The 26,404-nt window shown below is 70.0% G+C and carries 25 protein-coding genes and 1 CRISPR repeat array; of the genes, 14 read left to right on the forward strand and 11 right to left on the reverse strand.

The window, feature by feature from the left end; all coding sequences use genetic code 11:
* Positions 1-62 precede the first annotated feature (62 nt).
* The 3 genes from B042_RS0106430 to B042_RS0106440 are packed head-to-tail and all read right to left on the reverse strand — an operon-like array spanning position 63 to position 3,155.
* Positions 63-1,325 (reverse strand): extracellular solute-binding protein, encoded by a 1,263-nt coding sequence (locus tag B042_RS0106430; RefSeq protein ID WP_028647585.1) that lies wholly within the window; start codon positions 1,323-1,325, stop codon positions 63-65.
* A 55-nt stretch (positions 1,326-1,380) separates the two neighbouring features.
* On the reverse strand, positions 1,381-2,205 hold the full coding sequence (locus tag B042_RS0106435; protein ID WP_028647586.1) for a carbohydrate ABC transporter permease: 825 nt from the start codon (positions 2,203-2,205) through the stop codon (positions 1,381-1,383).
* Positions 2,202-3,155 carry a carbohydrate ABC transporter permease gene (locus B042_RS0106440; RefSeq protein ID WP_028647587.1) on the reverse strand — a complete coding sequence of 318 codons (954 nt, stop codon included), beginning with the start codon at positions 3,153-3,155 and terminating at the stop codon, positions 2,202-2,204. Before B042_RS0106440 ends, B042_RS0106435 begins: the two co-directional genes overlap by 4 nt.
* Before the next feature lie 509 nt (positions 3,156-3,664).
* Here B042_RS0106440 and B042_RS0106445 point away from each other — a divergent pair.
* On the forward strand, positions 3,665-4,666 hold the full coding sequence (locus B042_RS0106445) for a LacI family DNA-binding transcriptional regulator (RefSeq protein WP_028647588.1): 1,002 nt from the start codon (positions 3,665-3,667) through the stop codon (positions 4,664-4,666).
* A 1,027-nt stretch (positions 4,667-5,693) separates the two neighbouring features.
* Here the strand turns inward: B042_RS0106445 and rpsN are convergent.
* The 6 genes from rpsN to B042_RS0106475 all read right to left on the reverse strand — a co-directional run bounded on the left by rpsN (position 5,694) and on the right by B042_RS0106475 (position 9,013).
* Positions 5,694-5,999, reverse strand: a complete 306-nt coding sequence (rpsN, locus tag B042_RS0106450) for a 30S ribosomal protein S14 (protein ID WP_028647589.1) — start codon at positions 5,997-5,999, stop codon at positions 5,694-5,696.
* Positions 6,000-6,001: 2 nt separating this feature from the next.
* Positions 6,002-6,238: a 50S ribosomal protein L28 gene (gene rpmB, locus B042_RS0106455; protein ID WP_028647590.1), complete on the reverse strand. Its 237-nt coding sequence runs from the start codon at positions 6,236-6,238 to the stop codon at positions 6,002-6,004.
* 39 nt (positions 6,239-6,277) lie between these two features.
* Positions 6,278-6,535, reverse strand: coding sequence for a 30S ribosomal protein S18 (rpsR, locus tag B042_RS0106460; RefSeq protein WP_028647591.1), 258 nt, complete (start codon positions 6,533-6,535; stop codon positions 6,278-6,280).
* Positions 6,536-6,538: 3 nt separating this feature from the next.
* On the reverse strand, positions 6,539-7,639 hold the full coding sequence (locus B042_RS0106465) for a GTP-binding protein (protein ID WP_028647592.1): 1,101 nt from the start codon (positions 7,637-7,639) through the stop codon (positions 6,539-6,541).
* A 160-nt stretch (positions 7,640-7,799) separates the two neighbouring features.
* Complete coding sequence (locus tag B042_RS0106470; RefSeq protein WP_028647593.1) at positions 7,800-8,150, reverse strand: DUF397 domain-containing protein; 351 nt, start codon at positions 8,148-8,150, stop codon at positions 7,800-7,802.
* Entirely contained in the window at positions 8,147-9,013 is an 867-nt protein-coding gene (locus tag B042_RS0106475) for a helix-turn-helix transcriptional regulator (RefSeq protein ID WP_028647594.1), read from the reverse strand. Before B042_RS0106475 ends, B042_RS0106470 begins: the two co-directional genes overlap by 4 nt.
* Before the next feature lie 289 nt (positions 9,014-9,302).
* Here B042_RS0106475 and B042_RS0106480 point away from each other — a divergent pair, with 289 nt between their 5' ends.
* From B042_RS0106480 to cas2e, 11 genes are all read left to right on the forward strand, one after another.
* Positions 9,303-9,818: an ATP-binding protein gene (locus B042_RS0106480; RefSeq protein ID WP_081748630.1), complete on the forward strand. Its 516-nt coding sequence runs from the start codon at positions 9,303-9,305 to the stop codon at positions 9,816-9,818.
* 417 nt (positions 9,819-10,235) lie between these two features.
* Positions 10,236-11,441, forward strand: coding sequence for an AAA family ATPase (locus tag B042_RS0106485; RefSeq protein WP_028647596.1), 1,206 nt, complete (start codon positions 10,236-10,238; stop codon positions 11,439-11,441).
* Entirely contained in the window at positions 11,438-12,109 is a 672-nt protein-coding gene (locus B042_RS0106490; protein WP_231493854.1) for a DUF4276 family protein, read from the forward strand. Before B042_RS0106485 ends, B042_RS0106490 begins: the two co-directional genes overlap by 4 nt.
* Before the next feature lie 615 nt (positions 12,110-12,724).
* Positions 12,725-15,610 carry a CRISPR-associated helicase Cas3' gene (cas3, locus tag B042_RS0106500; RefSeq protein ID WP_255342303.1) on the forward strand — a complete coding sequence of 962 codons (2,886 nt, stop codon included), beginning with the start codon at positions 12,725-12,727 and terminating at the stop codon, positions 15,608-15,610.
* Positions 15,600-17,264, forward strand: a complete 1,665-nt coding sequence (gene casA / locus B042_RS0106505; protein ID WP_028647599.1) for a type I-E CRISPR-associated protein Cse1/CasA — start codon at positions 15,600-15,602, stop codon at positions 17,262-17,264. Before cas3 ends, casA begins: the two co-directional genes overlap by 11 nt.
* A gap of 12 nt (positions 17,265-17,276) precedes the next feature.
* Positions 17,277-18,023 (forward strand): type I-E CRISPR-associated protein Cse2/CasB, encoded by a 747-nt coding sequence (casB, locus tag B042_RS22150; RefSeq protein ID WP_081748641.1) that lies wholly within the window; start codon positions 17,277-17,279, stop codon positions 18,021-18,023.
* The gene (gene cas7e / locus B042_RS0106515) at positions 18,020-19,216 is read left to right on the forward strand and encodes a type I-E CRISPR-associated protein Cas7/Cse4/CasC (RefSeq protein WP_028647600.1); all 1,197 of its coding nucleotides are present in this window, start codon (positions 18,020-18,022) and stop codon (positions 19,214-19,216) included. Before casB ends, cas7e begins: the two co-directional genes overlap by 4 nt.
* The gene (cas5e, locus tag B042_RS0106520) at positions 19,213-19,926 is read left to right on the forward strand and encodes a type I-E CRISPR-associated protein Cas5/CasD (protein ID WP_028647601.1); all 714 of its coding nucleotides are present in this window, start codon (positions 19,213-19,215) and stop codon (positions 19,924-19,926) included. Before cas7e ends, cas5e begins: the two co-directional genes overlap by 4 nt.
* On the forward strand, positions 19,926-20,624 hold the full coding sequence (gene cas6e, locus B042_RS0106525) for a type I-E CRISPR-associated protein Cas6/Cse3/CasE (protein WP_028647602.1): 699 nt from the start codon (positions 19,926-19,928) through the stop codon (positions 20,622-20,624). The genes cas5e and cas6e overlap by 1 nt, the downstream gene beginning before the upstream one ends.
* Positions 20,621-21,556, forward strand: coding sequence for a type I-E CRISPR-associated endonuclease Cas1e (gene cas1e / locus B042_RS0106530; protein WP_028647603.1), 936 nt, complete (start codon positions 20,621-20,623; stop codon positions 21,554-21,556). The genes cas6e and cas1e overlap by 4 nt, the downstream gene beginning before the upstream one ends.
* Positions 21,553-21,897, forward strand: a complete 345-nt coding sequence (gene cas2e / locus B042_RS0106535) for a type I-E CRISPR-associated endoribonuclease Cas2e (protein ID WP_028647604.1) — start codon at positions 21,553-21,555, stop codon at positions 21,895-21,897. Before cas1e ends, cas2e begins: the two co-directional genes overlap by 4 nt.
* A gap of 100 nt (positions 21,898-21,997) precedes the next feature.
* A CRISPR array of direct repeats spans positions 21,998-23,492; the repeat unit is 28 nt; unit sequence CTGCTCCCCGCGCACGCGGGGATGGACC.
* Positions 23,493-23,653: 161 nt separating this feature from the next.
* Here cas2e and B042_RS0106540 read toward each other — a convergent pair.
* On the reverse strand, positions 23,654-24,019 hold the full coding sequence (locus B042_RS0106540) for a VOC family protein (protein WP_028647605.1): 366 nt from the start codon (positions 24,017-24,019) through the stop codon (positions 23,654-23,656).
* Between the two features lie 149 nt (positions 24,020-24,168).
* Between B042_RS0106540 and B042_RS0106545 the strand changes: the two genes are divergently transcribed.
* A complete protein-coding gene (locus B042_RS0106545; RefSeq protein WP_036554199.1) occupies positions 24,169-24,807 on the forward strand; it encodes a TetR/AcrR family transcriptional regulator in 639 nt (212 codons plus the stop codon).
* 119 nt (positions 24,808-24,926) lie between these two features.
* On the opposite strand, the gene B042_RS0106550 is transcribed toward B042_RS0106545, so the two are convergent.
* Complete coding sequence (locus B042_RS0106550) at positions 24,927-25,211, reverse strand: DUF1540 domain-containing protein (RefSeq protein ID WP_028647607.1); 285 nt, start codon at positions 25,209-25,211, stop codon at positions 24,927-24,929.
* Positions 25,212-25,500: 289 nt separating this feature from the next.
* Between B042_RS0106550 and B042_RS0106555 the strand changes: the two genes are divergently transcribed.
* Entirely contained in the window at positions 25,501-26,397 is an 897-nt protein-coding gene (locus B042_RS0106555) for a putative RNA methyltransferase (protein ID WP_081748632.1), read from the forward strand.
* Positions 26,398-26,404 lie beyond the last annotated feature (7 nt).

Here is a 26,404-nt window from a genome sequence, read left to right on the forward strand (position 1 = left end):
GGGTCGGTGCGGCGGGGCCCACCGGGGCGGCCGGAGCCGCCCCGGTGGGGGACGCCGCGGGGTCAGTCCTGCTGGTAGGCCTCGTCCAGGCGGGACAGGGCCTCGTCGACGTCGGTGTCACCGGCGAAGAGCTGCTGCACCACGGTGAAGTGCTCCTGCTGGACCTCGGGGTTGGGCCAGAGCTGGTCCATGAAGGGCACGGTCCGGCCCTGCGCCTGGTAGTCGATCAGGGTCTGCAGAGCGGGGTCGGCGTCGAACTCGACGTTGGGCAGGGCCGGCAGCGAACCGCCCTCGGCCGCGTAGATCTGCTGGCCCTCGTCCGAGCCCAGGAACTCCAGGAACTGCCGTGCCCCCTCGGGGTTCTCGGACTCGGCACCCATGCCGTAGGCCGCGCCCACCGCGCCGGGCATCAGGGTCTGGTCCGGGTCGCCGGTGGCGGGCAGGGCGAACATGCCCAGTTCGGCGTCGCCGGTGCCCTCCCTCAACTGGGCCAGGGTCGCGGTCACCTGGACCACGCCGACGGCGTTGCCTTCGGCCACGTCGCTGACCGAGGCCTCGAAGCTGGTGCCCAGGGGGCTGTCGGTGAAGCAGCCCTCCTCGTCCATCTCCAGGTAGGCCTCCAGGGCATCGCGCCACCCCGAGTCGCCGAAGGACGTCTGCCCGGCGGCCAGGTCCTCGTCGAAGCCGGGGGCGTCGGCGTAGACGAGGGTGGACACCAGCGAGTAGGTGACGAGCTGGGTCACCCAGTCGGTCTGGTTGCCCAGCGACAGCAGCACCTTGTCGTTGTCCCTGGCCTGCCCGCACAGGTCGATCAGCTCGTCCCAGGTCTGGGGCGTCTGGCCGCCGATCTCCTCCAGGGCCGCGGTGTCGTACAGCACCCCGATCCCGGCGTAGGTGACCGGAACGATGTAGGTGCTGCCGTCCACGTCGGTGACGGCCCGGTCGCCCTCGCCGATCCGCCCCGCGAACTCGGTGTCGCTCAGGTCCGCCAGGAACCCTGCGGGCTGCAGGACCTGGAGTGCGGCGGAGTTGCCGTTGCCGGGCCAGACGGTGAACACGTCCGGGCCGGTGCCCGCGCTGAGCTGCGTGCGCAGGGTGCTCTGGAGTTCGACAGTGTCGGCGTAGTTCGCCGTGACCTCGACGTCGTGGGAGTCCTCGAAGGCCGCGATCACGGCGTCCATGGAGGAGCGCTCGGTGGCGGCGGCGAACACGGTGATCTCGTTTCCGGCCGCGTCACCGCTGCCGCCGTCGCCGCCGCAGGCGGCGAGGAGGGGGAGGGTGAGCAGCGCTGCGGCCGTGGGGACGAGCGTTCGGCGTGGTCTCATGATCGGTGCTTCTCTCTCTGTGTGTGCGGGGATCGGGGGGCGTGTCCGGCCCGGGTCATCCCTTGAGGCCGCTGGCGAAGCCCTGGATGACGTGTTTCTGCAGCGCGAAGTAGGCGATGAGCACGGGGGCGGTGCCGATGATCAGCCCGGCGAACACCAGGGGCCACTGCGCCACGTACTGGCCCACGAAGCCGAACAGGGCCACCGGGATCGTCTGCTGCTCGGTGCCGCTGAGGTACATCAGCGGGGTGAGGAAGTCGTTCCACACGAAGATGGTGTTGATGATGATCACGGTCCCGGTCACCGGTCTCATCAGCGGGAAGACCACGCTCACGAAGGCGCGCAGGGGGCCGCAGCCGTCGATCTGGGCGGCCTGCTCGTAGCCCGGGTCCAGGGCCCGCAGGAAACCGGTGTAGAGGAACACCGACATCGGCATCTGCAGGCCGGTGTAGAAGATGATCAGCGCCAGTGGGTTGCCGAGCAGTTCCAGGTCGCGCATCGTCCAGTACAGCGGGATCATCGCGAGCTGGAAGGGCAGGAGCAGACCGAGCATGAACAGCGCGAACATGCCCTTGGACCACAGCCGGGTGGACCGGGCGATCGGGTAGGCCGCCAGGCTCGCCAGCGTGACCAGCAGGACGATGCTGCCGCCGGTGATCAGCAGGCTGTACAGGATCGCCGAACCCAGGTCCGCCTTCTCCCAGGCGTCGCCGAAGTTCACCAGGGTCGGGTTGGTCGGGAACGCCACGGGGGACGACGCCGTTCCCGCCGGCTCCAGGGCGATCGAGACCAGGATGTAGAGGGGGAAGACGAACACCGCGGCGGCGGCGATCATCACCGCCTCCAGTACGCCGGTGCGCCAGGTGTAGCGGTTGTTCATGCCGTCTTCCTCTCCTCACGGCGCAGGTAGCCGTACTGGACGGCACTGAGCACGATGACGAAACCGGTCAGGACCAGGGCGAGCGCCGTGGAGTAGGCGAACTGGTTGAACTGGAAGGCCTGCCGGTAGATGACGGTCGACAGGGTGTCGGTGGCCCCGCCCGGACCGCCGCCGGTCATGACCCACACCTGGTCGAAGAGTTTGAGCCCGCCGATGATCGAGAGCATCAGGTTGATGGTGATCGCCGGGGCCAGCATCGGGCGCGTTACGTTCCAGAAGCGCCGGAAGGGCCCCGCGCCGTCCACGGCCGCCGCCTCGTGCAGCTCCTTGGGCACGGTCTGCAGGCCGGCCAGGAAGATCACCATGGACATCCCGGAGAACTGCCAGATGATCACCACGACCACCGACCAGAGGGCGAGTGAGGAGTCCCCCAGCCAGTCCTGCTGGAGGAACTCCAGCCCGACGGCCTCCAGGAGCGTGTTGATCGCCCCGCGCGGTGCGTAGAGGTAGCGCCACAGGTAGGCCGCCACCACCGGGGTGATGACCGCGGGGGCGAAGAACAGCACCCGTAGGAGGTTGCGGGACTTCACGGCGCTGTGCAGTCCCAGCGCGAGCAGCAGGCCGATGAGGTTCTGGACCACGGTGACCGCGAGGGCGATCAGGAGCGTGTTGGCCACCGTTCCGCGGGCGTCCGGGTCGTCGAGGATCTCGCGGAACTGCTCCAGGCCCACGAACGCCCGGTCCCGGGCGAGGCCGTCCCAGTCGGTGAACGCGAACCACGCCCCCTGCAGGCTCGGCACCAGGATGACGAAGGTGAAGAAGGCCAGAGCGGGCAGGACGAACCACCACGGAACGGGTGTGCCCCGCCGGTCGCGTTCACCTTGTGTACGTCTCTTCGGGCCGGGCCGCGTTCGAGCCAGGGTGTCCGTCGGTGCGTCCGCGGCGGGCATGGCGGCTCCTCCGTCCTTTGCGTCCATGGCGTGCCCCAGCCCTTCGAACTGACCGGTGCGTACCGCCTGAGTTAAAACTTTGAAAGGTTTTAGTTGCTGATGTGAGAAGGTAGCTTCGCGAGTGTGGCGCCGTCAACCCGTATTCGTGACCGAAGTCACAGTCGGAGAACAAGCAGGACAATCGCCTGTTGCTGGGCACAAGCGCGTAGACGCGGCCTTTTGCGGGCCGGAGCGTGTGCCCGGGCTGTGATCCATGGCAAGGTGTCTGTTTAAAATTACTTAAAACGATTCGATCACGAAGGAGGGGCCGACCCGCCCAGGGCGCCCCGCAGCGTCGCCGAGGACGTGTTCCGAACCGGAACCGGTTGCCGCAGGGCAGATGTGCGACTGGAAGGATCGGTGACGGCCGGAGCTCTGGTATCCGCTTCGCCCTCGGCGGCGACGACGGGCGCACAGCACCACAGGCGTCGATGCCGCAACCGGCACGGGGAACAGAGGGAACGGACAGCGTGAAGACGGTCAGCATCAAAACAGTCGCGACCGAGGCCGGGGTCTCGATCGCGACCGTCTCCAACGTGATCAACCGCCCGGCAGTGGTCTCCGCCGCCACACGCGACCGGGTGCGGGCGGTCATCGACGCCCTGGGCTACGTCCCCAACTCCGCCGCGCGCCACCTGATCACCGGACGCAGCACCGCGGTCGGGCTGGTCCTCTTCGGAGTCCGCAACCCCTACTTCGCCAACATCGCCCGCGGTGCCGAGGACGTCCTGCGCCAGGCCGGCCACCTGTCGGTGCTCTGCAGCACCGACCTGGACACGGCGCGGGAGGAGGAGTACCTCGACCAGCTCGCCCACCAGCGGATACGCAACGTGATCATCGCCCCGGTCCAGGTGTCGCAGGGGTGGCTGGAACGGCTCAGGGAACGCGGGTTCAACTTCGTCCTCATCCACAACGCCGACGAGCACCCCGAGGTCTGCTCGGTGGCCGTGGACGACGCCCTGGGGGGCGAACAGGCGGCCACGCACCTGCTCGCCCGGGGCCATCAGAACATCGTCTTCGTCACCGGACCGATGAACATGCGCGCGCCCCGCGACCGGTACGAGGGGTGCCTGCGTGCCGTCCTGCGCTCCGGGCGCACGCAGGAGGCGCTCCGGGTGATCGAGGTGGACGACTTCACGATAGAACAGGGCCGCCGGGCCGGGGAGCGACTGCTGGTCGCCACCCAGCCCGGCACAGCGGTGTTCTGCGCCAACGACCTCCTCGCCCTGGGCATCATGCAGGCGGCCTTCCGCGCGGGCAAGCGCATCCCCGAGGACCTGGCGATCGTCGGCTACGACGACATCGAATCGGTCACCACCACCGGCGTCCCGCTGACCACCGTGCGCGTCGAGGGCCACGAACTGGGCCGCGCCGCCGCGCAGATGCTCCTGGACGAGGAACGCGACCCCGACGGGCACGCCCACCGGCGCAAGCTCTTCTCCCCCCGGCTCATCGAACGCCTCTCCACGTGAGGACCGGCGCACTACGGGCCTACAGCCGCCTCGCCGGGCGGGGAACGGACTTTCCCGAAACGGGGTCCGGATCCGAACAGCGCTGGTCACCCCCGAGGGGAGCGGTGGGAGGACCGCGGAGCCTGGCCGGAAGGCGAGGCCTCCCCGAGCCGGGCCGAGGGGTACATCGGCTCCCTGGACGACGACGTCTGGCTGGTCTGCCTCATGGTGCACTTCTGAGGGACGGTTCCGGGCTCCTGCGAGCCGGCCGCTCCGCGCCCCCGGCCCGGCGGAGGGCGGGGTTGTTGAGCGGCGCGGGTGCTCCGGCGCCCTCGTCCGCCGTTCGGCCCCGGACTTCGAGCAGGGCCGGACCGCTGTCGCGTGTCCCTGTGCCGTCTGGGCCGCCACTGGGACCGGGAGCGGGTATCGGTGCCGGCGGGCGGTGGATCCGCGCCGGTGTGCAGGTGGAACTCGATGCGTCCGACCTGGACGAGTGTGCCGTACACGTCCCCGTGCACCGTGTTCGCGTGTGCGGTCCCGGAACCTCCACCGCCCGGCGGCCCGTGGGAGGCCTCTCGGGCCGAGCCCGGCCATCTCCGCTCCAGCCGGTGTGCCAGAATCCGCACGGCCAGGTCAGCGAGGCCCGACGCGGCCCTGCACACGAACACCCCGACCGCGAGCACCACCAGGTAGTGCAGGAGCGCCGCCGGGTCCGGGGCCGGATCGCGGGCACGCTCGGCCAGAGGCAGGGCCTCCGGTAAGAGGGCTCAGAGCCGGAACCCGGTGATCCAGTGCCGTGCCCCCTTCGGTCGACGGGCGGTGTGCGCTGTGATCGCACACGAGCGCTCCGACAAGCGAACAAGCGGCAGGGGAGAGACGGAAGCGCGGAGAGGGCCGGTGCGCCCCGTGAGCGCACCGGCCCGGTGGTCGGCCGGAAAGGGGGAGGGAGGATGATTGGAGTGCTTCCCGCCCCGCTCTCCGGCCCGGCGGCGGCTGCGTCAGGAGGAGCGGCCGGCTACGATCGCGGCGGCGGACCCGCCACCCGTTATCACCAACTGGACTTGGTGATGCCGGGGAGCTCCCCCCGGTGGGCCATCTCGCGGAAACGGATCCGCGACAGGCCGAACTTGCGCAGGTGGCCGCGCGGACGCCCGTCGACGGAGTCGCGGTTGCGCACCCGGGTCGCGCTGGCGTCGCGGGGCTGGCGGCGCAGCTCGGCCACGGCCGCGGCGCGCGTCCCCTCGTCCGTGTGGGGGCTCTTGATGAGGCGCTTGAGTTCGGCGCGCCGCTCGGCGTAGCGGGCCACGACGGCCTTGCGCTGCTCGTTGCGGGCGATCTTGCTCTTCTTGGCCATGGTCAGACCCTCTCTCCCCGGGCGCGGATGTCGGCGACCACGCGCTCGATCCCGCGCGCGTCGATGACCTTCATGCCCTTCGTGCTCACCCGAAGCTTGACGAACCGCTGCTCACTGGGCAGCCAGTACCGCTTGCTCTGGATGTTGGGGTCGAACCTGCGCTTGGTGCGCCGGTGCGAGTGGGAGACGGCATTGCCGAAGGCGGGTGCCTTGCCAGTGACCTGGCAGACGCGCGACACGGCGGCTCCTTTCGTTCGCGGCCCGTGGGCCGGTGCTGGTCAGTGCTTGGCGGTCGGAGTGTTGGAGGGGTAGGGCAGCAGCGCCATCTCGCGGGCGTTCTTGATCGCCGCCGCGACCAGCCGCTGCTGGCGGGCGGTGACGCGCGTCACCCTGCGGCTGCGGATCTTGCCCTTCTCGGAGATGAAGGTGCGCAGCAGCGCGGTGTCCTTGTAGTCGACGTAGTCCGCGTCCCCCAGCGGGTTGGCGAATTTGCGCGGGGAGGGGCGCTTGGCGCCCCGGCGGGGTTTGCCGGTCATCTCTCAACGCTCCAGGAGTTCGGTGAAGGGGTCGCTCTGCCGCTGCGGGACCGGCTCCGCCTCGTCCACCAGGCAGGAGTCCAGCAGCGCGGTCAGGGCCGGCACGTCCAGGTCGATACCGGTGAAGGCGATGTGCTGGCGGCGGTCCCCGATCTCCGGCAGCCAGTCGGCCTGCGCGGACAGGCGCCGGGCCTGCGGCACGAGGTCGAGGGCCGCCTCGGGCAGGGAGCCCAGCCACGGCCCGGCGTTCTCCACCACCATCAGGTCTCCGTAGGACTCCCACACCAGGAGGGTGTCGTCCTGCCCGGCCAGCCAGAAGCGCCCGCGACCGCGCAGCCCGAAGGAGGTGATCCGCTCGAGCGCGTCGGCGAACCTCTGGGGGTGCAGGGGGCGGGTCCGCGTCCAGGCCAGGGTCCGCACTCGGCCCTCCGCGCGGTCGCCGTACTGGGCCCAGGCCGGGTTGCAGCGTGCGGCGGCGGAATCGGTGTCGAACCGCCCCCGGCACAGCTCGGCCAGCGCTGGACCGGCGGTGGTGAGGGCGGCGGCGGGGTTGAGCTGGCCGAGCAGGGCTTGGGTGCGCTCCAGGTCCGCGGTGCCCTGCACGGTGATCACCGAGGCGTACTCGACCTGCCGGGCGAGGACCTCCGAGACCGACCGCTCGTCGTCCTCGGCGATGTCCAGGCCCCGGTCGGCCAGTTCGTCGTCGCTGCGCAGGTCGTCGGTGGCCAGTTCGGCCTGGACCGCCGTGACGACCCCGGTCAGGCGCAGGGACGGCTGGTCCGCGATGGTCTCGGAGATCAGCTGCGGTTCGATCGTGTCCCAGGCCTCCACGACGCACAGGTCGTGTCTGCCCTGCGCGGCCAGGTCGACCAGGAGGGGGAGGAGGCTCTCGCGCAGGGTGCACGAGGCGCACGGGTGGGCGAGGCTCACCTCGCTGCTGTGGCTGGTGCCGTCGCCGTCCCAGGTGAGGCAGCGGACCGCGCCCTCTCCGATGTCGGACATGTCGTGGTGGACGGCGACCGATCCGGTCGACACCGCCAGCAGTGCGTCGACGGTGCGTCGGCGCGCCGCCGGGTGCATGCCCACGACCAGGACCACTCGCATGGGGATCCCCTTCCTGTGGCTGCGGCCAGTAGTGAAAACGGTTATCGTTTTCGAAGATACACCACAAGGAACCCAGGTACGGAACAGGGACGTCGACAGGGACGACGGAGCCCGCCGGGCACCCCGTCACAGACGGGGCGCCCGGCGGGCCGCGGGGGGTTCAGCCCACGGGGACGCCGCGCGGGTCGTGGCTGCGCAGCTCTCCGGCGTCGACGCCGAGCTTGAAGGCGTCCCACTCGGCCTGCGTGTAGACGAGGGCGGGGGAGTGCGGGTCGGCGGTGTCGGTGAGGGTGAAGCCGCCGCCGGGCGGGAACGCGGCGCGCAGGCGCGCGAAGCCGGTGGTGCCGCGTGCGACCTGGTCGAGGAAGTGGTCCCAGTCCCGGGCGGGGACGGTCAGGGTGGGGCCGTGGGGGTCCTTCGTGTCACCGATCTCGACCGCGCCCGCGCGCGGGACCCGTACCTGGACGCACGTCGCCCCGGTGCTGCTGTAGCTGGACTTGGTCCATCTCATCGGGTTTCCTCCAGAATCGCCGTGATGGCCTCGGCCGACTGTATCGGGGAGAGCGCGGCGGACTGGATGTGGTCGTAGGTCGCTTTGTAGGCGGCCAGTTCGGTCACGGATTCGACGTAGGTGTTCATGCCCCGGCTGTCGATGTAGACCACCGGCGGCAGATGGTTCCCGGCGTCGAGGATCGCGAAGCCGCCGTCCAAACCGGGGTGCGCACCTGCGGAGTCGGGAATGACCTGGATGTTGATGTTGGGCTTGTGCCCCATTGCGAGCAGATGGCGTAGCTGGTCGTCACGGATCTCTCTATCGCCGAGGATGCGGCGAAGCGCGTACTCCTCCACGATCGACCACAACTGGAGGGGTTCGTCTGTGCGGTGGAGTGCTTGTTGGCGCTTCAAGCGGAGCTGGACAAGGTGGTCGACCTGGTCGGGGAGCAGTAGCGGGTTGGCGGAGATCAGGGTGCGGGCGTACTCGGGGGTTTGGAGGAGCCCTGGAAGCAGGTAGGGGTGCCAGTCCTTGATGCCAAGCGCGATCTCCTCCAATCCCAGGTACTTCTCGAAATTCCTTCCGGGGAGCTCCTGCTCGAACGTGGTCGTGCGGTTGCGCCGCGGCCTGCGTGACTGAGATCCGAGCTCCAGCAGGGTGGGGCGTACGTCCTCGCTGACGTTCAGGACCTGGAAGAACAGGTGGAGGTCTGCCTTCGAGACACTTGTCTGGCCTCGCTCGATCTTCGACAGCTTGGCCGCTCCGAACCCCATTAGCTCGGCGACCTCGGCCCCGCTCATCCCGGCCTCGTCTCTGAGCTGCTGGAGAGCCCTACCCAGCAGTAGACGACTGGCGACAGGGCCGTGTTGCTCCTGAGGCATGTATGTCCCTCCGTGACCGTCTCGGACTCCCGCCAGTCCCCCAGTATCCCGTGAAGTCAGTTGCCTGGGGACATCTTCGACAGATGTCTTGGAAATTTCCAAGAACTGCTTGCATGGAAATTTCCTGTCGCGCATCATGGAGATCACCGAGAGTGCGCTCGCCTCTTGCCCAGAGTCACGGGTCTGCTTGCCGCGTGCGGATGGCCTGCCGGTTGCCAGCGTGGCTGGCGGGTCTCGTCCGCGCGTTCGAGGAGAGCCCACGGAGTTCGATCGCTGTCTGGAGGCCGCCATGCCTGATTTTGAGATCCCGCCACCGCGTCAGCCGCAAAACCAGGGGGCGCCTGTTCCCGCCGCTCTGCCCCGCAGGGTGCCTGGCCCGCGCCCGGGGGTGCGCGCCGCCTCCTTCGGCGGGACCTACGACCAGGTGGCCCGCGTCCGGAGCTGGTGCCAGCAGGGCACGCGCCTGCCCGCCCACCGGATGTTCCCTGTACTGCTGGTGGCCAGCGAACTGGTGACGAACGCGGTGCGGCACAGCGCCTCGGGCCAGCGGTGCGGGCGCGTGCGGATCACCGCGGAGACGATGCCCGCCCACATCGTGCTGCTGTCGGTGACCGACGACGGCCCCCGTCCGGGACGGGAGGCCACCGTGCCCGCCCTGGCCGGTGACCCGGCCGGGCCGCTTTCGGGCGGGCGCGGCCTGCACCTGGTGGCGGCTCTGTCGGAGCGGTGGTGGTGGACCGGCTTCCAAGGTGGCCCGCTGACGGTGTGGGCACTCATCGACCCCTACCGCGACCCCGACACCTGACTGTGACTGGGGCAGTAGGCTTTTGGTGCTCACGCGGGGGCTATGTCTCAAGAAGATAAAGCTCTGCGTTGTCCCAGTTCGTTTGCTGTGAGCCTCGCGCACGCGGGGATGGACCGAACGTGCTCGTTCCGGGACCTGACGCTCTGCAGTGAGCCCCGCGGACGCGGGGATGGGGCGGTCCAGGTTGGCTGGTGCGCCTCGCCGGTAGGGTGAGCCCCGCGGACGCGGGGATGGACCCGCTGGCAGGGATCCCCACTGGAACTCGCCGACCTGCTCCCTGCGCACATGGGGGACAGACCCGCTCATACCGGTGTTCTGACCGTGATGGAAATGTATCCCCTTGGGCGAGTGTGAGGGCCTGAGAAGCCATCTTCGTTTTCGGGTGGCTCGGAATGACGACAATGAACGCTGGGAGCTATGCACAAGCGCTTGCTGGAACTCGAAGTCCAGAACTTCCGGAGTCTGCGCCAGGCCAGCATTCCGCTTGGTCCGCTCAATGTCCTTGTGGGGCCGAACGGAGCAGGTAAGACCAACCTTCTGGACGTCTTCCGGTTCCTGGCCGACATCATCCAGACCGACATCGAACCGGCACTCGCGGCGCGCGGAGGTTTCGAGAGCACAGCGTTTCGTGGAGGCTCGCGCACGCCGGGACTCATCCGTATCCGGCTCAAGGCGACCTGGACCAGGCACAGCAGCCCCGGAGCTCCGGACGAGTACGAACTTGAGATTAAACGGAGAAAGAGGGACGAACGGTTCGTGCTCTCCCGGCAGGAGAGCTTCCAGTTCAAGCGGGTCAAGGGGCGAGGGCGGCGCATCACCATCCAGGGCAAGGAGGCCCAGGTCGTGGATATGCGCCAGGGCGGGAATGAGGACGTGCACTCCATCGGCCTGCAACGCTTCAGCAGTGGGTTGTCCACCCTTCCACGCCTGAGCGACGACGCCGGTGGCAACGAGGTCGCCGCAGTGGCCGAGGCGCTGGCCTCGTTCCGGGTATTCGACGTGGACGTGTCCTCGGCCCGTTTCCCCTCGCGCTTGTCCAGCGTTCTTCCGGGAACCACCCTTGAGGAGAACGCATCGAATCTCGCACTCTTCCTCTTCACCCTCAAAAGGAACGATCCGGATGTGTGGCGGCGGTTGGTGGCCGATGCCAGAGCCGTGCTGCCCCAACTCGAAGAGATCGACTTCGTGTTCCCCTCCGGGGCGGCGCGTGAGGTCATCGTGGTTCTCCATGAAGCCGGCCTCCGTGTACCCACCGAACTCGCCGACGCCTCGTACGGGACCATCCGCCTCCTCGGTCTCCTCGCGCTTCTGTACGACCCGAACCCGCCTGCCCTGACCTGTATCGAGGAGATCGACCACGGGCTCCACCCGCAGGCGCTGGAACTCCTGGTGGAACGGATGCGCGAGGCGAGCGAGCACACCCAGTTCCTCATAGCGACCCACTCGCCGGCCCTGGCCGACAGACTCAGGCCGGAAGAACTCATCATCTGTGAACGCGACGGTGACGGGGCCTCCCGGATTCCAGCCCTCACCCGTGACCGGTTGGAAGCCATCGTGGAGCGGAGCGAGGGCCTCCCCCTGGGCGAACTCTGGTTCTCAGGTGTCCTGGGCGGCGGTCTATGAGCGGTCGGTCCCAGAACCGGCGTAAGAGCCGTCCCCGCTCCGTCGTGGTCATCGCGGGTGAGGACCGCAACGACCGGGAGAGCCTGAAGACCCTCTTGGAGAAGGAAGAGCCCAGCCTGCGCGGCAGTATCGTGCAGATCCGCGACACCGTCCGCCTGCACAGGGCCACCGGAGACAACCTCGCCAAACGGGTCCGCGCTGTCCTCAACAAGGCCGAGGGTGTCGCGGAGAAGCAGGGGCCGGGGACTCGGGTCACCTGCCTCTACGTGCACGAGGACTTCGATGCTGTCGACGGCCCCGCCTACCGGGAGGCCCACCGGCGCGTCGAAGAGGAGATCCGCCGTCAGATGGGCCACGGGCACTACGTCTTGGCGGTCGCTGAGATGGAGGCGTGGATGCTGCTCTTCCCCGGTGCGCTGTCCTCGGTGGTGAGGGCATGGAAAGTGCCCTCCAAGTACCTGGGTAAGGACACCGGGCGTTTCTCTGACCCGAAGCGCATCCTCATGCGCGAGGTCTCGGGTACCGGGCGCAAATACACCGAGTCCGACGCACCCGAGGTCTTCCGTGCCGTCGTCGAGGGCGGCCACATGGGTTCCCCCCGGGGCACCAACAGTTCTTGGACGCGGTTTCGGTGGGATGTCGAACTGTGCGGACGGGAACACCTCTGAGAGGGCTGGCCCGCGTGCGTGCGGGAACGGAAGGTGTGGCATCGGGACTAACTGATGAGTTTCTCGAAGGAGAAGAAGGCAGCGCCTGCTGCGCCGAGAGCAAAGACGCCGGCTTTTGCCGGATGGTCACCTCCCCACCAGAGTAGGGCGAAGACGATACCGGCGGAGATGAGGGAGAGGGCCAGAATGATGGCTGTGCGGGAGGAGATGTGGCCATCGGGGGCGCTGAAGGACTTGGGGGGGCATGTGTTGTTGGCCTCCTGGCTCGATGAGCATCAATGGTGATGATCTTGCTAGGTGTTAACTGTTCAAGATCTTGAAGTGGACACCTCGGATCGTACACTGGTGCGTGTGATGTTGCGGAGCTCCGCGCACGCGGAGATGGACCAAGCTAACACCTAGCAAGGAAAGGTTACTCACAGTGCTCCCTGCGCACGCGGGGATGGGTCCGTCTTCCCAGATGAGAGCGTTGGGAGGGCGGACTTTGCTTTTGGTGGAAGCAGCGGAACATGGCCGGATCCGGCCATCTCCACGGTTTTCGGTACACGGTCCCCGGGGATCTGATGGGATGCCCCCGTGACCGAACCCCCCTCATCAACCCCCTGGCCAGGCACGTTGTCCGCTCCAGCCCGCTCGGTGTGGGCCAAGCACGACCGCCGGACCGACGGCTGGCTGCCGCTGTGGCGGCACATGGCCGACAGCGCCGCCGTCGCGGGCCGCCTCTGGGACCACTGGCTTCCCGACCAGGTGCGCCGCCGCATCGCCGACGCACTCCAGGGCGGGGCCGGCACCGCCCGGACCCTGACGGTGTTCCTCGCCTGCACCCACGACATCGGCAAGGCCACCCCCGCGTTCGCCTGCCAGGTCGAGCAGCTCGCGGACCCGATGCGGCGCCACGGTCTCGACGTCCCGCTGGAGAAGCGGATCAGACAGGACCGCAAACTCGCCCCCCACGGCCTGGCCGGGCAACTCCTGATCCAGGAGTGGCTCGTGGAGCGCCACGGCTGGGCCAAGCGCGCCACCCTGCCGTTCACCATCGTGGCCGGCGGACACCACGGGGTCCCGCCCGAGGCGGGCGCTATCGAGGCCCTGCGGAGCCACCCCCACATGCTGCGGACCCGTGGCAGCGAACCCGAGTGGAAGGCGGTCCAGTACGAACTCCTCGACCACGCGGCCGCCGCCACCGGAGCGGCGGATCACCTGGCGGAGTGGTCGGGCGTCAAACTCCCGCAGCCCGTCCAGGTGCTGCTCACCGCAGTGGTCATCGCCGCCGACTGGATCGCCTCCAACCCCGATCTCTTCCCCCTCTTCCCGGGCGACCGCCAGCACGACCCCGACCGCGCCGAGCACGCCTGGCGCCTCCTCGACCTGCCCGCCCCCTGGCGGCCCCGGGACCCCGGACCGGACACCGGCGACCTGTTCGAGGCCCGCTTCGACCTTCCCCCGGGGGCGAAGGTCCGCCCCGTCCAGGAGGCCGCCGTCACGGCCGCCCGCGACCTCGGCGGTGCGGGTCTGCTCATGGTGGAGGCGCCCATGGGCGAGGGCAAGACCGAGGCCGCCCTGGCCGCCGCCGAGATCCTCGCCGCGCACACCGGCGCGGGCGGCTGCTTCTTCGCGCTGCCCACCATGGCCACCGGCAACGCGATGTTCCCCCGGCTCCTCTCCTGGCTGGAACGCCTGCCCGTGCCCGAGGGGCACACGCGCCACTCGGTGCACCTGGCCCACTCCAAGGCCGCGCTCAACAGGGACTTCACCCGCCTGATGTGGTCGAGCGGCCGCAGCGCCCACATTGACCCGGACGGCGGTACCGACCACTGGGACCACCGCGCGGACGAGGTGCGCACCTCCGCCGAACTGGTCGCCCACCACTGGCTCCGCGGCCGTAAGAAGGGGATGCTCGCCTCCTTCGCGGTCGGCACCATCGACCAACTGCTGTTCGTCGGACTCAAGACCCGCCACCTGGCGCTGCGGCACCTGGCCGTGGCGGGCAAGGTCGTGGTGGTCGACGAGGCCCACGCCTACGACACCTACATGGGACGCTACCTGGACCGGTCCCTGTCGTGGCTGGGCGCCTACGGGGTGCCCGTGGTGGTGCTGTCGGCGACGCTTCCCGCGCGTCGGCGCCGGGCCCTCGCCGAGGCCTACGCGGGTGTGCGCTCCAGCGATGCGGACTTCGCCCCCCTGGCACAGGAGGACGCCTACCCCCTGGTCACCGCAGTGAAGAGGGGAGGGGCGCCGGCGCTGTACCGTCCGGCGGCCTCCGGGCGCTCGACCCGCGTGTCCCTGGAACGCCTCGGCGACGGCCTCGACGCCCTCGCCGAACGCCTGTCCGCCGAACTCGCCGACGGCGGCAACGCCCTGGTCATCCGCAACACCGTCGCCAGGGTCCACGACACCGCCGAAAGGCTCCGCGAGCGCTTCGGCCATGAGAGCGTCACCGTCGCCCACGCCCGCTTCCTGGACCTGGACCGGGCGGCCAACGACGAGGACCTGCTGCGGCGCTTCGGCAGCCCGGACGAGGTCGCCGAACTGGACGGAGGGAGGCCGACCGGCCCGCACGTGGTCGTCGCCAGCCAGGTCGCCGAGCAGTCCCTGGACATCGATTTCGACCTGCTCGTCACCGACCTCGCCCCGGTCGACCTCATGCTCCAGCGCATGGGCCGCCTCCACCGGCACATGCGGGGGAGCGGGCAGGGCGACCGTCCGCCGCGTCTGCGCACCGCCCGCTGCATCGTCACCGGAGCGGACTGGTCGTCCGGCGTCCCCACGCCCCTCAGCGGCGCGAAGATCTACGGGCCCTACCTGCTGTTGCGTACGGCGGCCGTGCTGGAGGGCCGTCTGGCCGCCGCCGACACCGGCGACGCCGCGGCCTCTGCCGTGTCCCTTCCCGACGACATCAGCCCGCTCGTGCAGGCGGTGTACGGGGACGCTCCTCTCGGGCCGCGAGGCTGGCACAGCGCGATCGATCGGCAGCGGGAGGGCTTCGAGGTCTCCCTGGCCGAACAGCGCCACAAGGCCGAGGGTTTCCTCCTCGGTGACGTGGGCAGGGACGGCCGGTCCCTGGTGGGCTGGGTGGCCGCCGGGGCGGGTGACGCCGACGACACCCGGGCCGGTCGGCAGCAGGTCCGTGACACCCCGGACACGATCGAGGTCCTCGTGCTACAGCGGCGCGTGGACGGCACCGTCGCCACCGTCCCCTGGCTGTCCGAGGGCCGGGGCGGCCGGGAACTGCCCACCGAGGCGGTCCCGCCCGACGAACTCGCCCGCACGGTCGCGGCGTGCGGACTGCGCCTTCCGTTCGAATTCACTTTCGAGCAAACCGCCATGAAAGCAATCGAAGAACTCGAAGATGACGTTTTCCCCGCTTGGCAGGCCAAGGAATGCCACTGGCTGGCGGGCGAACTCCTCCTGATCCTCGACGAGGAATGTCGTAGGCAATTGTCAGGATTCCTTCTCCACTACAGCCGCAGCGACGGGTTGAAGGTGAGCCGTGCCCAGTGAACCCCTGAACGACAACCCCGCCCCCGAGCGGCCCCCCTCGTTCGACCTGACCACACATCCATGGATCCGTGTCCTGCGCCCCAATGGCACCGAGGACGAACTCTCACTCCGCGAGGTGTTCCACCAGGCCCCGGACCTGGTCCGCCTGGTCGGCGACCTGTCCACCCAGGAGTTCGCGCTCTTCCGGCTCCTGCTCGCCATCCTCCACGACGCCGTGGACGGACCCCGCGACGCCGACGACTGGTGTGAGCTCTGGGAGGCCGACGCGCTCCCGTGCGAGCGGATCGACGACTACCTCGACCGCCACCGCGAGCGCTTCGACCTCCTCCACCCCGAGACACCGTTCTTCCAGGTCGCCGGGCTCCACACCGACAAGGGCGAACACTCCTCCCTGGACCGCATCGTCGCCGACGTCCCCAACGGCAACCGCTTCTTCACCATGCGCGCCCACGGAGCGCGGCGGCTCGGCTTCGCCGAGGCCGCCCGCTGGCTCGTCCACGCCCACGCCTTCGACACCTCCGGAATCAAGTCCGGCGCCGTCGGCGACCACCGGGTCAAGGGCGGCAAAGGCTACCCGCAGGGCGTCGCCTGGGCCGGAAACCTCGGCGGGGTCATGGTCCAAGCCGCCGACCTGCGCGAATCACTCCTGCTCAACCTCATGGCCTCCGAATACGACCAGATCCGCGCCGATGAGGCCGACGCCCCGGCCTGGCGCCACGACCCGCCGGGCCCCGGCCCCCTGAAACCCGTCGAGGCCGCCTACCGACCCCACGGTGTCCGCGACCTCTACACCTGGCAGAGCCGCCGCGTCCGCCTGCACTTCGACACCGACGGCGTCTACGGGGTCCTGCTCGCCTACGGCGACCGCCTCACCCCCCATGAGCACCGCCACCGCCAGGAACCCATGACCGGATGGCGGCGCAGCCAGGCCCAGGAGAAGAAGCACAAGATGCCCCTGGTGTACATGCCGCGCGAACACGATCCCGCGCGCAGCGCCTGGCGCGGCCTCGCCTCGCTCATCACCGACCGGGTCCAGGGCTCCTCCAGCGACTTCCTCCGACCGCGCCTCCTGGACTGGGTGGACTGGCTGGTGACCGAAGGCTTTCTCCAGGACAAGGACAAACGGGTCCGGGCCCGCCTGGTCGGCGCCCTCTACGGCACCCAGCAATCCGTCGTCGACGAGGTGGTCGACGACGACGTCACCATGGCTCTGGTCCTCCTCGACGACCGGTGCGAAGGACTGCGCCAACAGGCCGTCAACGCCGTGGACGACGCCCACAAGGCCGTGGAGATCCTCGGCGTCCTCGCCCAGGACCTCGCCCGGGCGGCCGGAAACGAACCGGCGCCCCGGCGCGACGCCGCACGCGACCGCGGCTACGGGCAGCTCGACGGCCACTACCGGCGCTGGCTGGCCTCACTCGACTCCGACACCGACCCCGACCGGGCACGGGAGCGGTGGCAGCACACACTGCGCGACCAGATCCGCCGTATCGGCGACGAACTCGCCGACACCGCCGGCCCCGCCGCCTGGGAAGGGCGTGTGGTCAAGACCGGCTCGGGAGAACTCTGGCTGAGCACCCCGCAGGCCAGGAGCCGATTCCGCCGTGAACTGGCGCGGCTGCTGCCCGCCACCGAACCCGCCGCCACGAACTGACACCGGATGGACATGACACAGACAGAGCAGGCCGAACGGGTCGAAGAAGCGCGACGACCGGAACCGGGGGAGAGGGGCCGCAGCGATCTCGGCCCGGTCGGCAACGCGGTCAGCGACCGTGTCGAGGACCTTTTGAGGGGCTACCTCGCCGACCGCTCCGAAGCGGTCGCCGCCCTCGCGCGACTGCGCGGCGGAGCGGGCAAGACCTTCGGGGAGTGCCCGCAACTGTGGGGGCTCACCGTCGACTCCCACGCCTACGCCGCCCCGGGGTGGAGCCGCGATCGGCAGGACCGGGCCGAAGAGGCGGTCCACGCCGCCCTCAGCCTGTTCGCCCTCCACCAGCAGTCCCTGCGCGGCGCCTCGGGAGGGGATGAGAACCGGATGCACCGCCGGGTCCGCTACCTCGACGGCGATCGCGGCCGCCGTCCCCACTACGGCCTGGGCTGGGCGGTGCGCGCCTGTATGGGGAGCGGTGAGATCGACACCGCCCTGCACAACCGGCTGAAGAAGGCCGCCCAGGCGAGTTCCCTGCGCACCCGGGTGGGTGAACTGCGCCAGATCGTCGCCCACCTGCGCCGCAACCGCGTAGCGCTCGACTACGGCCTGCTCGCCGACCAGCTCTTCCAAGCCCAGGAACCCCGAGGCATCACCCGGGTCCGCAACGAGTGGGGGCACGGATTCGTCTCCTACCGCCCCGCCAAGAACGACGGCACGGCCTCCGACGACACGACCACCGCCTCTGAGAAGGAACACCAGTGAGCCGAACCATCATCGACCTGCACGTCCTCCAGACCGTCCCGCCGAGCAACTTGAACAGGGACGACACGGGGAGCCCCAAGACCGCCGTGTACGGAGGGGTGCGCCGCGCCCGGGTTTCCAGCCAGGCGTGGAAGCGCGCCACCCGGGAGAGCTTCCAGGATCTGCTCGACCCCCAGGAGCTCGGCACCCGGACCAAGCGCGTCGCCGAGTTCGTCGCCAAGCGAATCGTCGAACTGGACCCCGGTATCGAGAGGACGCAGGCCTGGGACCTGGCCGCCCAGACCGTCCAGGCCGCCACCGGCGCCAAGGTCGAGGCCGTCGAGCGCAAGGTGAAGGCGGCCAAGAAGGCCGGTGAGCCCGCGCCCGCGCCCGAGTCCGGCTACCTGATGTTCCTCAGCGCCCGGCAGCGCGACGGCCTGGCTGCCCTGGCGGTGGAGGGCAGGGACGACATCAAGGCCTTCCTCAAGGACAAGGAGAACAAGGCCAGGGCCAAGAGCATCGCCGACACCGGGCACTCGGTGGACATCGCCCTGTTCGGCCGGATGGTCGCCGACGGAGCCGACATCAACGTCGACGCCGCCACCCAGGTGGCGCACGCCATCAGCGTCCACGAGGTCGACAGCGAGTCCGACTACTACACCGCCGTGGACGACGCCAACCCCGAGGAGGAGACCGGCGCCGGGATGATCGGCACCATCGACTTCAACTCCGCGACCCTGTACCGGTACGCGGCCGTGGACGTCGACCGCCTCGCCGAGAACCTGGGGCAGGGGATCAAGGAGGGCGCTGGTGACACCGAACCCGTGCGGCGCGCCGTCGAGGCGTTCGTCAGCGGCTTCGCCACCTCCATGCCCAGCGGAAAGGTGAACACCTTCGGCAACCACACCCTGCCCGACGCAGTGGTGGTGACGCTGCGCGACGCGCGGCCGATCAGCTACGTCGGGGCGTTTGAGAAACCCGTGGACAGCGACACCGGAGAGGGGTTCGTCGAGGGCGCATGCCGGGCCCTCGCCGCCTACGCCGCCGAGGTCGAGCGCGTCTACGGGGCGGGGGACGCGCCGGCGTGGGCCGTCCGGGTGGGGGAGCGGACCGCGCCCCTGGCCGACCTCGGTGCCCAGGAGGCCGCCTCGCTCAAGGACCTGGTGGCCGAGGTGGGCGCCGCCGTCTCCCAGCGGCTGGGCCGGGACGCATGAGCGTGCTCGCACTGCGTCTGGCGGGGCCGCTCCAGGCCTGGGGGGCCTCCGCGCGCTTCGCCCGGCGCACCACGGAGAACACCCCCACCAAGAGCGGTGTCGTCGGCCTCCTCGCAGCCGCCCTCGGCAGGCCGCGCACCGCCGACCCCGCCGACCTGGCAGGGCTCCGGTTCGGGGTGCGCGTCGACCAGCCCGGGACGCGAGTACGCGACTACCAGACCGCACGGCACCTGGTCACCGGTGACTCGATGCCAGTGTCGGAACGGTTCTACGTGGCCGACGCCGTGTTCGTCGCGGGGGTGGAGAGCGACGACGAGGACGTCCTGTCCGCCCTGGACCGGGCCGTGCGCTCCCCGCACTTCCTGCCCTACCTGGGGCGCCGCTCCTGCCCGCCCTCCCGCCCCGTCGACCTCGGGGTCCACCCGGGAGGGCTGGAGGACGTCCTGGGGGACACGGAAGTGCTGCCCTGGCAGGCATCCGCGTGGTACCGCGCGGAGTGGGAGGACCGGGAGACGGAGCTTCCCGTGTTCGTCGAGACAAGGGAGTCGGAGCAGGCGGACGAACTCCTGCGTGACCTCCCGGAGAGCTTCGATCCCCGCCACCGCCGCTACCGGATGCGCGGCGTCTCGGCCGGTCCCCCGGTGCGGGTCGGTGGCCCGCCCCCGGAACAGCCCGAGCACCATGACCCCCTCGCAGCCCTGGAGGGCTGATGTACCTGACCCGGTTCCGTTTCAACACCGCGCGTGCCGGTGCGCGGAAAGTCCTGTCTTCGCCCCAGGTCACCCACGCCGCCGTGATGTCGGCGTTCGCCGAGGAGGTGCCCAGCGCCCCCAGCGGCGCGCGCGTCCTCTGGCGGGTGGACCACAACGCCAAGGCGGAGGTGTACCTGTACGTGGTCAGTCCGGCCGAGCCCGACCTCACCCACCTGGTGGAGGAGGCGGGCTGGCCCACGACCGGCACCTGGCAGACGCGGGAGTACGCGCCGCTGCTGGAGCGGCTGGCCGAGGGGCAGAGGTGGGCGTTCCGGCTCACCGCCAACCCGGTCCACTCGGTGCGGGTCAAGGACGGCCAGCCCACCAAGCGCACCGCGCACGTCACGCCCCGGCACCAGATGCGGTGGCTTCTGGAACGCCAGGAGCGCCTGGGGTTCGAGGTGCCGCGCAGGGAGGATGAGAGCGTACCCAGGCCCGAGGACGCCTACGAGTTGGTGGTACGCGATCGCCAGGCGCACAGGTTCGACAAGGTCGAACGCGCCAGCGGTGCGCGTAACCGTGTGCCGCTGACACGCGCCACCTTCGACGGGCGCCTGCGCGTCACCGACCCCGAGGCCCTCCGGAACGCTCTGGTCTCCGGGATCGGCCGGGCCAAGGCCTACGGCTGCGGGTTGATGACGCTGGCTCCGGTGTGAGCACGCCCGGCAAGCGCGCGGCGCTGAGCCCCAGCGAGCTGACCAGGGTGGGCGATCGGAGTTCGTTCGTCTACCTGGAGCGCTGCACGGTGCACCGGGAGTCGAACGCGCTCACCGCCGAAGATGGCGAGGGCGTGCGCCACATCCCCTCGGCCACGATCGGCACCCTGCTCCTCGGTCCGGGCACACGTGTCACCCACCAGGCCATGGTCCTGCTGGGCGACAGTGGGACGGGTGTGGTGTGGGTGGGTGAGCACGGGGTCCGCTACTACTCCGGAGGGCGGGCGCTGACCCGGTCGTCCGTCCTCGTGCAGGCCCAGGCCACAGCATGGGCCAACCAGCGCACCCGGCTCGACGTGGCGCGGAACATGTATCGGATGCGGTTCCCGGGAGAGAACGTGGAGGGCAAGAGCCGCAGGCAGTTGCTTGGTCTGGAAGGGGACCGGGTCAAGGCGTGCTACCGGGAGCAGTCGGCTCGGAGCGGGGTGCCCTGGCACGGGCGGCGGTACACCCCTGGGGACTTCGACTCCGGCGATGCGCCGAACCAGGCGGTCACCGCCGCGGCGCAGTGCTTCTACGGCATCGCACAGTCTGTGGTGGCGGCGCTGGGCTGTACGCCCGGTCTGGGGTTCGTGCACTCCGGCCATGAGCAGTCGTTCGTCCTGGACATCGCCGACCTGTACAAGGTGGAGGTGGCCATCCCTGTCGCCTTCGACGTGGTCGCCGAGAGCGATGAGGAAGTGGGGCCGCGTACGCGGCGCGCACTCAGGGACCGCGTCCATGAGTTGAGGCTGCTCGACCGGTGCGTGAGTGATGTGAAGCGACTTCTGCTTCCTCCTGGCGTTGATATCGAGGAGCCTGATCGTATGGGTGTACAGACCGACGATGGTGTGGACATTCCCGGAGGCAGGAACTACGGGGTGATGTGGTGACGGTCATCGTCCTGACGACATGTTCGGCCGGTCTGCGTGGCCTGCTCACCCGTTGGCTGCTGGAGATCTCCCCCGGGGTCTTCGTCGGTGGGCCGTCCGCACGCGTTCGGGAGGTCCTGTGGGGGGAGGTGCAGGCGTACGCGGGCAACGGCCGAGCGCTGTTGGTCTACTCGACCAACAGCGAGCAAGGCTTCACTTTTGAGACTTTCGATCACAAATGGGAACCGGTGGACCATGAGGGGATGATGCTGATCCAGCGCCCGCGGGCGAAGAGCGCCGATGCCGCCCAGGTGAAGAAGGGGTGGAGCAAGGCATCGAAGCGTCGAAGGTTTGGTCGATGATGCGTTTTTGGGGGTAGTGGACTTTATGTTCCTTTTGTCTGTCTCTCGACAGTTTGCAAATTCGGCCCCTCTGCGAGTATAAAGACGCAGGTCAGCAAGACTGCTCCCCGCGCACGCGGGGATGGACCCTCTGTTCGTAGCATCAGTTCTAGCAGCTGGATCTGCTCCCCGCGCACGCGGGGATGGACCTACCCAAGCTACGCCAACGCCTGCAACGATGACCTGCTCCCCGCGCACGCGGGGATGGACCCGCCTGCAACGATGACAGCGATCCACCCCCAAACTGCTCCCCGCGCACGCGGGGATGGACCCCACATCGAAAAATGGGAGCCGGAGCGCGGTGACTGCTCCCCGCGCACGCGGGGATGGACCCCAGAGTTCGCCGTCGTGGTCGCGGGCGAGGTCCTGCTCCCCGCGCACGCGGGGATGGACCCACCTCCAGGGCGCGGGCCACCACGTCGGGCACCCTGCTCCCCGCGCACGCGGGGATGGACCCCTGCTCCTGGACGAACTCGCCCTCGACGCAGACTGCTCCCCGCGCACGCGGGGATGGACCCCTATTCGCTCATGGGTAGAGGACAGGCTGTAGCTGCTCCCCGCGCACGCGGGGATGGACCCTGGCCGCGACCGGAGGGGTCTACGTGCCGCGCCTGCTCCCCGCGCACGCGGGGATGGACCCCCTGTTCCTGAAGACGAACCGCCGGAACCTGGTCTGCTCCCCGCGCACGCGGGGATGGACCCACCTCTAGCCGTCTAGAGGTCGAAGGTAATTTCTGCTCCCCGCGCACGCGGGGATGGACCCGCCGCCCTGGCCGAGCTGATCGGCCGCACCGGCTGCTCCCCGCGCACGCGGGGATGGACCCGTGACGGTCTCGGAGTCGGGCAGCTCCACCGACTGCTCCCCGCGCACGCGGGGATGGACCCCGGCCGCCGATCGCAGCCGGACGGATGCCCTCCTGCTCCCCGCGCACGCGGGGATGGACCCCCTCCGGCCGCGCCGTCCCGTGGGGGGTGCACACTGCTCCCCGCGCACGCGGGGATGGACCTCACCGACGTGATCACCCAGGTCCGTCGTCTTGCTGCTCCCCGCGCACGCGGGGATGGACCCCGCGCCGGTGAACGGCTCGTCGGCCTGGACACCTGCTCCCCGCGCACGCGGGGATGGACCTGAACCGCCGGTTCGACCACCACCCGCCCAACGCTGCTCCCCGCGCACGCGGGGATGGACCTGAACCGCCGGTTCGACCACCACCCGCCCAACGCTGCTCCCCGCGCACGCGGGGATGGACCTTCATTTCAGGCATACTGGACACGTCATTACCTCTGCTCCCCGCGCACGCGGGGATGGACCCAACTTGTGGGTCAGCTTCTTTAAGATCACGGACTGCTCCCCGCGCACGCGGGGATGGACCGAAGCGGGTGCCGTGCGGGCGTCCACACAGATCCTGCTCCCCGCGCACGCGGGGATGGACCCCGGCCGTGCGGTGAGCGCCCAACAGCACCCTCCTGCTCCCCGCGCACGCGGGGATGGACCGGAGCGCGAGCTGGCCGCCACCAAGGCCCTGCTCTGCTCCCCGCGCACGCGGGGATGGACCCCCCGTTCCTGCGTGGCCGGCGTGTCCGCTATCCCAAGGTGGCGGGTCGCCGGGCCGAGCCCGGACCGGGCGGGGCGCCGGTGTCGTTGCCGAAGGCCCGAGCCCTCCCGTCGTCCACCCGCTGCCCTCGAACCCGCCTCCTGCTCTTGTGCGCTCTGTGCTCACCCGCTGCTGAGGACCATGTGGTTGCCTTCGCTGTCGCGGAACTCGGCGACCGTGGTGCCCGGCTGCCAGGGGGCCTCCTGCGGCTCGGTGGTGATCTCGACACCCTTGTCCCGGAGGCTCTCGACGGTGGCCCCGACGTTCTCGACCACCAGCACCATGACGGGCTCCTCGGAGGGCTTCTCGTCGGGGCGTCGGTTGAAGTGCAGGGTGGTCGTCGCCCCGGGAAGGCCGAGTTCGATCCACCGCCACCCGTCGTCGCCCATGGGGGCGTCGGCCGTCACCCGGCACCCGAGCCTGTCGGTGTAGAAGGCCTTGGCCCGCTCCTGGTCGAACACGGGAAGCTCGGCGAACTTGACGTACATGGCTGTTCCGTTCCTCCTGGGGCCGCTCGGCCCGATTCATACTGGACCGTCCAGTACTCTTTTTGCATCAAAACTAGACCGTACAGTACTGATAGGACAATCGGGGGAAGCAGCCCTGAACCGATGGCCACATAGAGGTGATGAGCAGCATGGGTCCGCCTGAGAAGGGGTTGAGCCGTTCGGCCCGCAAGCGCCGGGCCATCCTGGACGCCGCGGAGGAGGTCTTCCTCAGAGGCGGGTACCTCGGCACGAACATGGACGAGATCGCCGCGCTCTCGGAGGTCTCGAAGCAGACGGTCTACAAGCACTTCGGGAGCAAGGAGGGCCTGTTCGTCGAGATCGTCACCAGCATGACCTCCGGGGCGGGGGACGCCGTCCACGGCGAGGCGCCCGAGCCGGACCGGCCCGAGGACGTGGCGGCGTACCTGCGGGACTACGCCCGCCGCCAGCTCACGGTGGTGCTCACGCCCCGGTTGATGCGGTTGAGGCGGATGGTCATCGGTGAGGTCGCGCGGTTCCCGGAGCTGGCGCGGGTGCTGTACGAGTGCGGGCCCCAGCGGGCGATCGCGGCTCTGGCCGAGAGCTTCTCCCGGCTCGCTGACCGCGGCCTGCTCTCGGTGGAGGATCCCCAGCGCGCGGCGTCCCACTTCAACTGGCTGGTGATGTCGGAGCCGGTGAACCGGGTGATGCTGTTGGGGGACGAGGCCATTCCGGGGGAGGCCGAACTGCGCCGACACGTCGACGAGGGCGTGCGGGTGTTCCTCGCGGCGTACGGAGCCGGACGCTAGAGGACATGCGGCGCTTCCGTGCGGACGCCGCTGATCGGTTCGCGGTTCTCCGTCAGTGTGTTCCGTGCGCATGGTGGCGGGGCTCGGCGCCGAGCCGAGCCCCCGTCCCGCGAACGCCGCTAGGCAGGCGCGTAGGTCAGGCAGTCCGCCTGGTCCTGCACGTAGCCCACGGCGATGCCGGGGGCCTGGCATTCGAGCTGGACGTTGTGCTGGCAGTCGGCCATCTTGCAGGCCCCCACGTGCCCGGTGCTGACCGGGTCGCCGCCCTGGGCCGGGATGCTGATGTAGGTGTCGCACTGGGCGTGGTTCTCCTCGCCCACGGTGATGGCCAGGGCGTGGCAGGCGTGGTCGTCGTTGTAGGCGCAGGCGTCCACCCTGCACGAGTTCACCACGGGCATGTCCATAACGGTCTCCTTCTCGCGTTGGCTGTGGCGACGGCGCTCCCGAGCCTTCCATCTGCGACTCTTCGAATCCATGTCATCACGCCGTGTCATGTCGGCTTTGCGGGTCCGTTCCGACCCTCCTCCGCCAGCGAGCCTCCGTGCACTGGCTCCGGCACCGTGCGCACCCCCCCTACCACTCGGCGGCCGAGCGGGAGTTCACCTGGAACCGGGACGGCGTGCCACGGCACGTCCCGGCCCGCGTCGCGGGAACGCGGCGGACCCCGGCGAACGGATAGGCTGAGCGGCGATCATGAACACCCCGCACCGCACCGGCCCGGCCCTGCGCATGACCGGACCCGCCGCTGCCGCCCTGGCCTGCCCCGTATGCGGCGGCGGCCTGACCACCGCCGAACGCGGGCTCGCCTGCCCCGCCGGGCACACCTTCGACATCGCCCGCGAGGGCTACGCGAGCCTGCTCACCGGCGCCACCCCGCCCGGCACCGGCGACAGCAAGGAGATGGTCGCCGACCGGCTCCGCTTCCAGCGCGCCGGACACTACGACCCCATCGGCCGTGCCCTGGCCGACGCCCTCGCGCGCGAACTCCACGGCCGTGCGGTCCCTCTCATCGCCGACATCGGCGGTGGCACCGGCCACTACCTCGCCCAGATCCTGGACGCACTGCCCGACGCCGTCGGCCTCACCCTCGACGCCTCCAAGTTCGCCGCCCGCAGGGCCGCCAAGGCCCACCCGCGCGGCGGCGCCGCCACCGCCGACACCTGGCGCGGCCTGCCCCTGCGCACCGGCTCCGCCGATGCCCTCCTCAACGTCTTCGCCCCGCGCCGGGCCGCCGAGTTCCACCGTGTCCTGGCCCCCGGCGGGCTCCTGGCGGTCGTCACCCCCGACCCCGAGCACCTCGCCGAACTCCGGACGCGCCTGGGCCTGCTCGACGTCGACCCCCGCAAGGACGACCGCCTCGCCCAGGGGCTCCACGGACACTTCGCCCCGGCGGGCGACCGGCCGGTGCGCTTCACCCTGGACCTGGACCGCGACGCCGCCGCCACCGTCGTCGGCATGGGCCCCAGCGCCCGCCACCTCGACCCCGCCGAGCTGGGCGAGCGCATCGCCGCCCTGCCCGAACCGGTCGCCGTCACCGCCGCCGTCCGGCTGCGGCTCTACCGCCCCCGGACCGCGCCCGCCGACGCCTGAGCCCCTT

This window comes from Nocardiopsis sp. CNT312 (genome assembly GCF_000515115.1).
In the GTDB taxonomy this organism is placed as follows: Bacteria; Actinomycetota; Actinomycetes; order Streptosporangiales; family Streptosporangiaceae; genus Nocardiopsis.

Bases quoted from the DNA above. Each gene is read 5' to 3' on its own strand.
- B042_RS0106430 (WP_028647585.1), bottom strand. From the start codon at position 1,325: ATGAGACCACGCCGAACGCTCGTCCCCACGGCCGCAGCGCTGCTCACC.
- B042_RS0106435 (WP_028647586.1), bottom strand. From the start codon at position 2,205: ATGAACAACCGCTACACCTGGCGCACCGGCGTACTGGAGGCGGTGATG.
- B042_RS0106440 (WP_028647587.1), bottom strand. From the start codon at position 3,155: ATGCCCGCCGCGGACGCACCGACGGACACCCTGGCTCGAACGCGGCCC.
- rpsN (WP_028647589.1), bottom strand. From the start codon at position 5,999: ATGGCCAAGAAGAGCAAGATCGCCCGCAACGAGCAGCGCAAGGCCGTC.
- rpsR (WP_028647591.1), bottom strand. From the start codon at position 6,535: ATGACCGGCAAACCCCGCCGGGGCGCCAAGCGCCCCTCCCCGCGCAAA.
- B042_RS0106465 (WP_028647592.1), bottom strand. From the start codon at position 7,639: ATGCGAGTGGTCCTGGTCGTGGGCATGCACCCGGCGGCGCGCCGACGC.
- B042_RS0106470 (WP_028647593.1), bottom strand. From the start codon at position 8,150: ATGAGATGGACCAAGTCCAGCTACAGCAGCACCGGGGCGACGTGCGTC.
- B042_RS0106475 (WP_028647594.1), bottom strand. From the start codon at position 9,013: ATGCCTCAGGAGCAACACGGCCCTGTCGCCAGTCGTCTACTGCTGGGT.
- B042_RS0106480 (WP_081748630.1), top strand. From the start codon at position 9,303: ATGCCTGATTTTGAGATCCCGCCACCGCGTCAGCCGCAAAACCAGGGG.
- B042_RS0106485 (WP_028647596.1), top strand. From the start codon at position 10,236: ATGCACAAGCGCTTGCTGGAACTCGAAGTCCAGAACTTCCGGAGTCTG.
- B042_RS0106490 (WP_231493854.1), top strand. From the start codon at position 11,438: ATGAGCGGTCGGTCCCAGAACCGGCGTAAGAGCCGTCCCCGCTCCGTC.
- casB (WP_081748641.1), top strand. From the start codon at position 17,277: ATGACACAGACAGAGCAGGCCGAACGGGTCGAAGAAGCGCGACGACCG.
- cas5e (WP_028647601.1), top strand. From the start codon at position 19,213: ATGAGCGTGCTCGCACTGCGTCTGGCGGGGCCGCTCCAGGCCTGGGGG.
- cas6e (WP_028647602.1), top strand. From the start codon at position 19,926: ATGTACCTGACCCGGTTCCGTTTCAACACCGCGCGTGCCGGTGCGCGG.
- B042_RS0106540 (WP_028647605.1), bottom strand. From the start codon at position 24,019: ATGTACGTCAAGTTCGCCGAGCTTCCCGTGTTCGACCAGGAGCGGGCC.
- B042_RS0106545 (WP_036554199.1), top strand. From the start codon at position 24,169: ATGGGTCCGCCTGAGAAGGGGTTGAGCCGTTCGGCCCGCAAGCGCCGG.
- B042_RS0106550 (WP_028647607.1), bottom strand. From the start codon at position 25,211: ATGGACATGCCCGTGGTGAACTCGTGCAGGGTGGACGCCTGCGCCTAC.
- B042_RS0106555 (WP_081748632.1), top strand. From the start codon at position 25,501: ATGAACACCCCGCACCGCACCGGCCCGGCCCTGCGCATGACCGGACCC.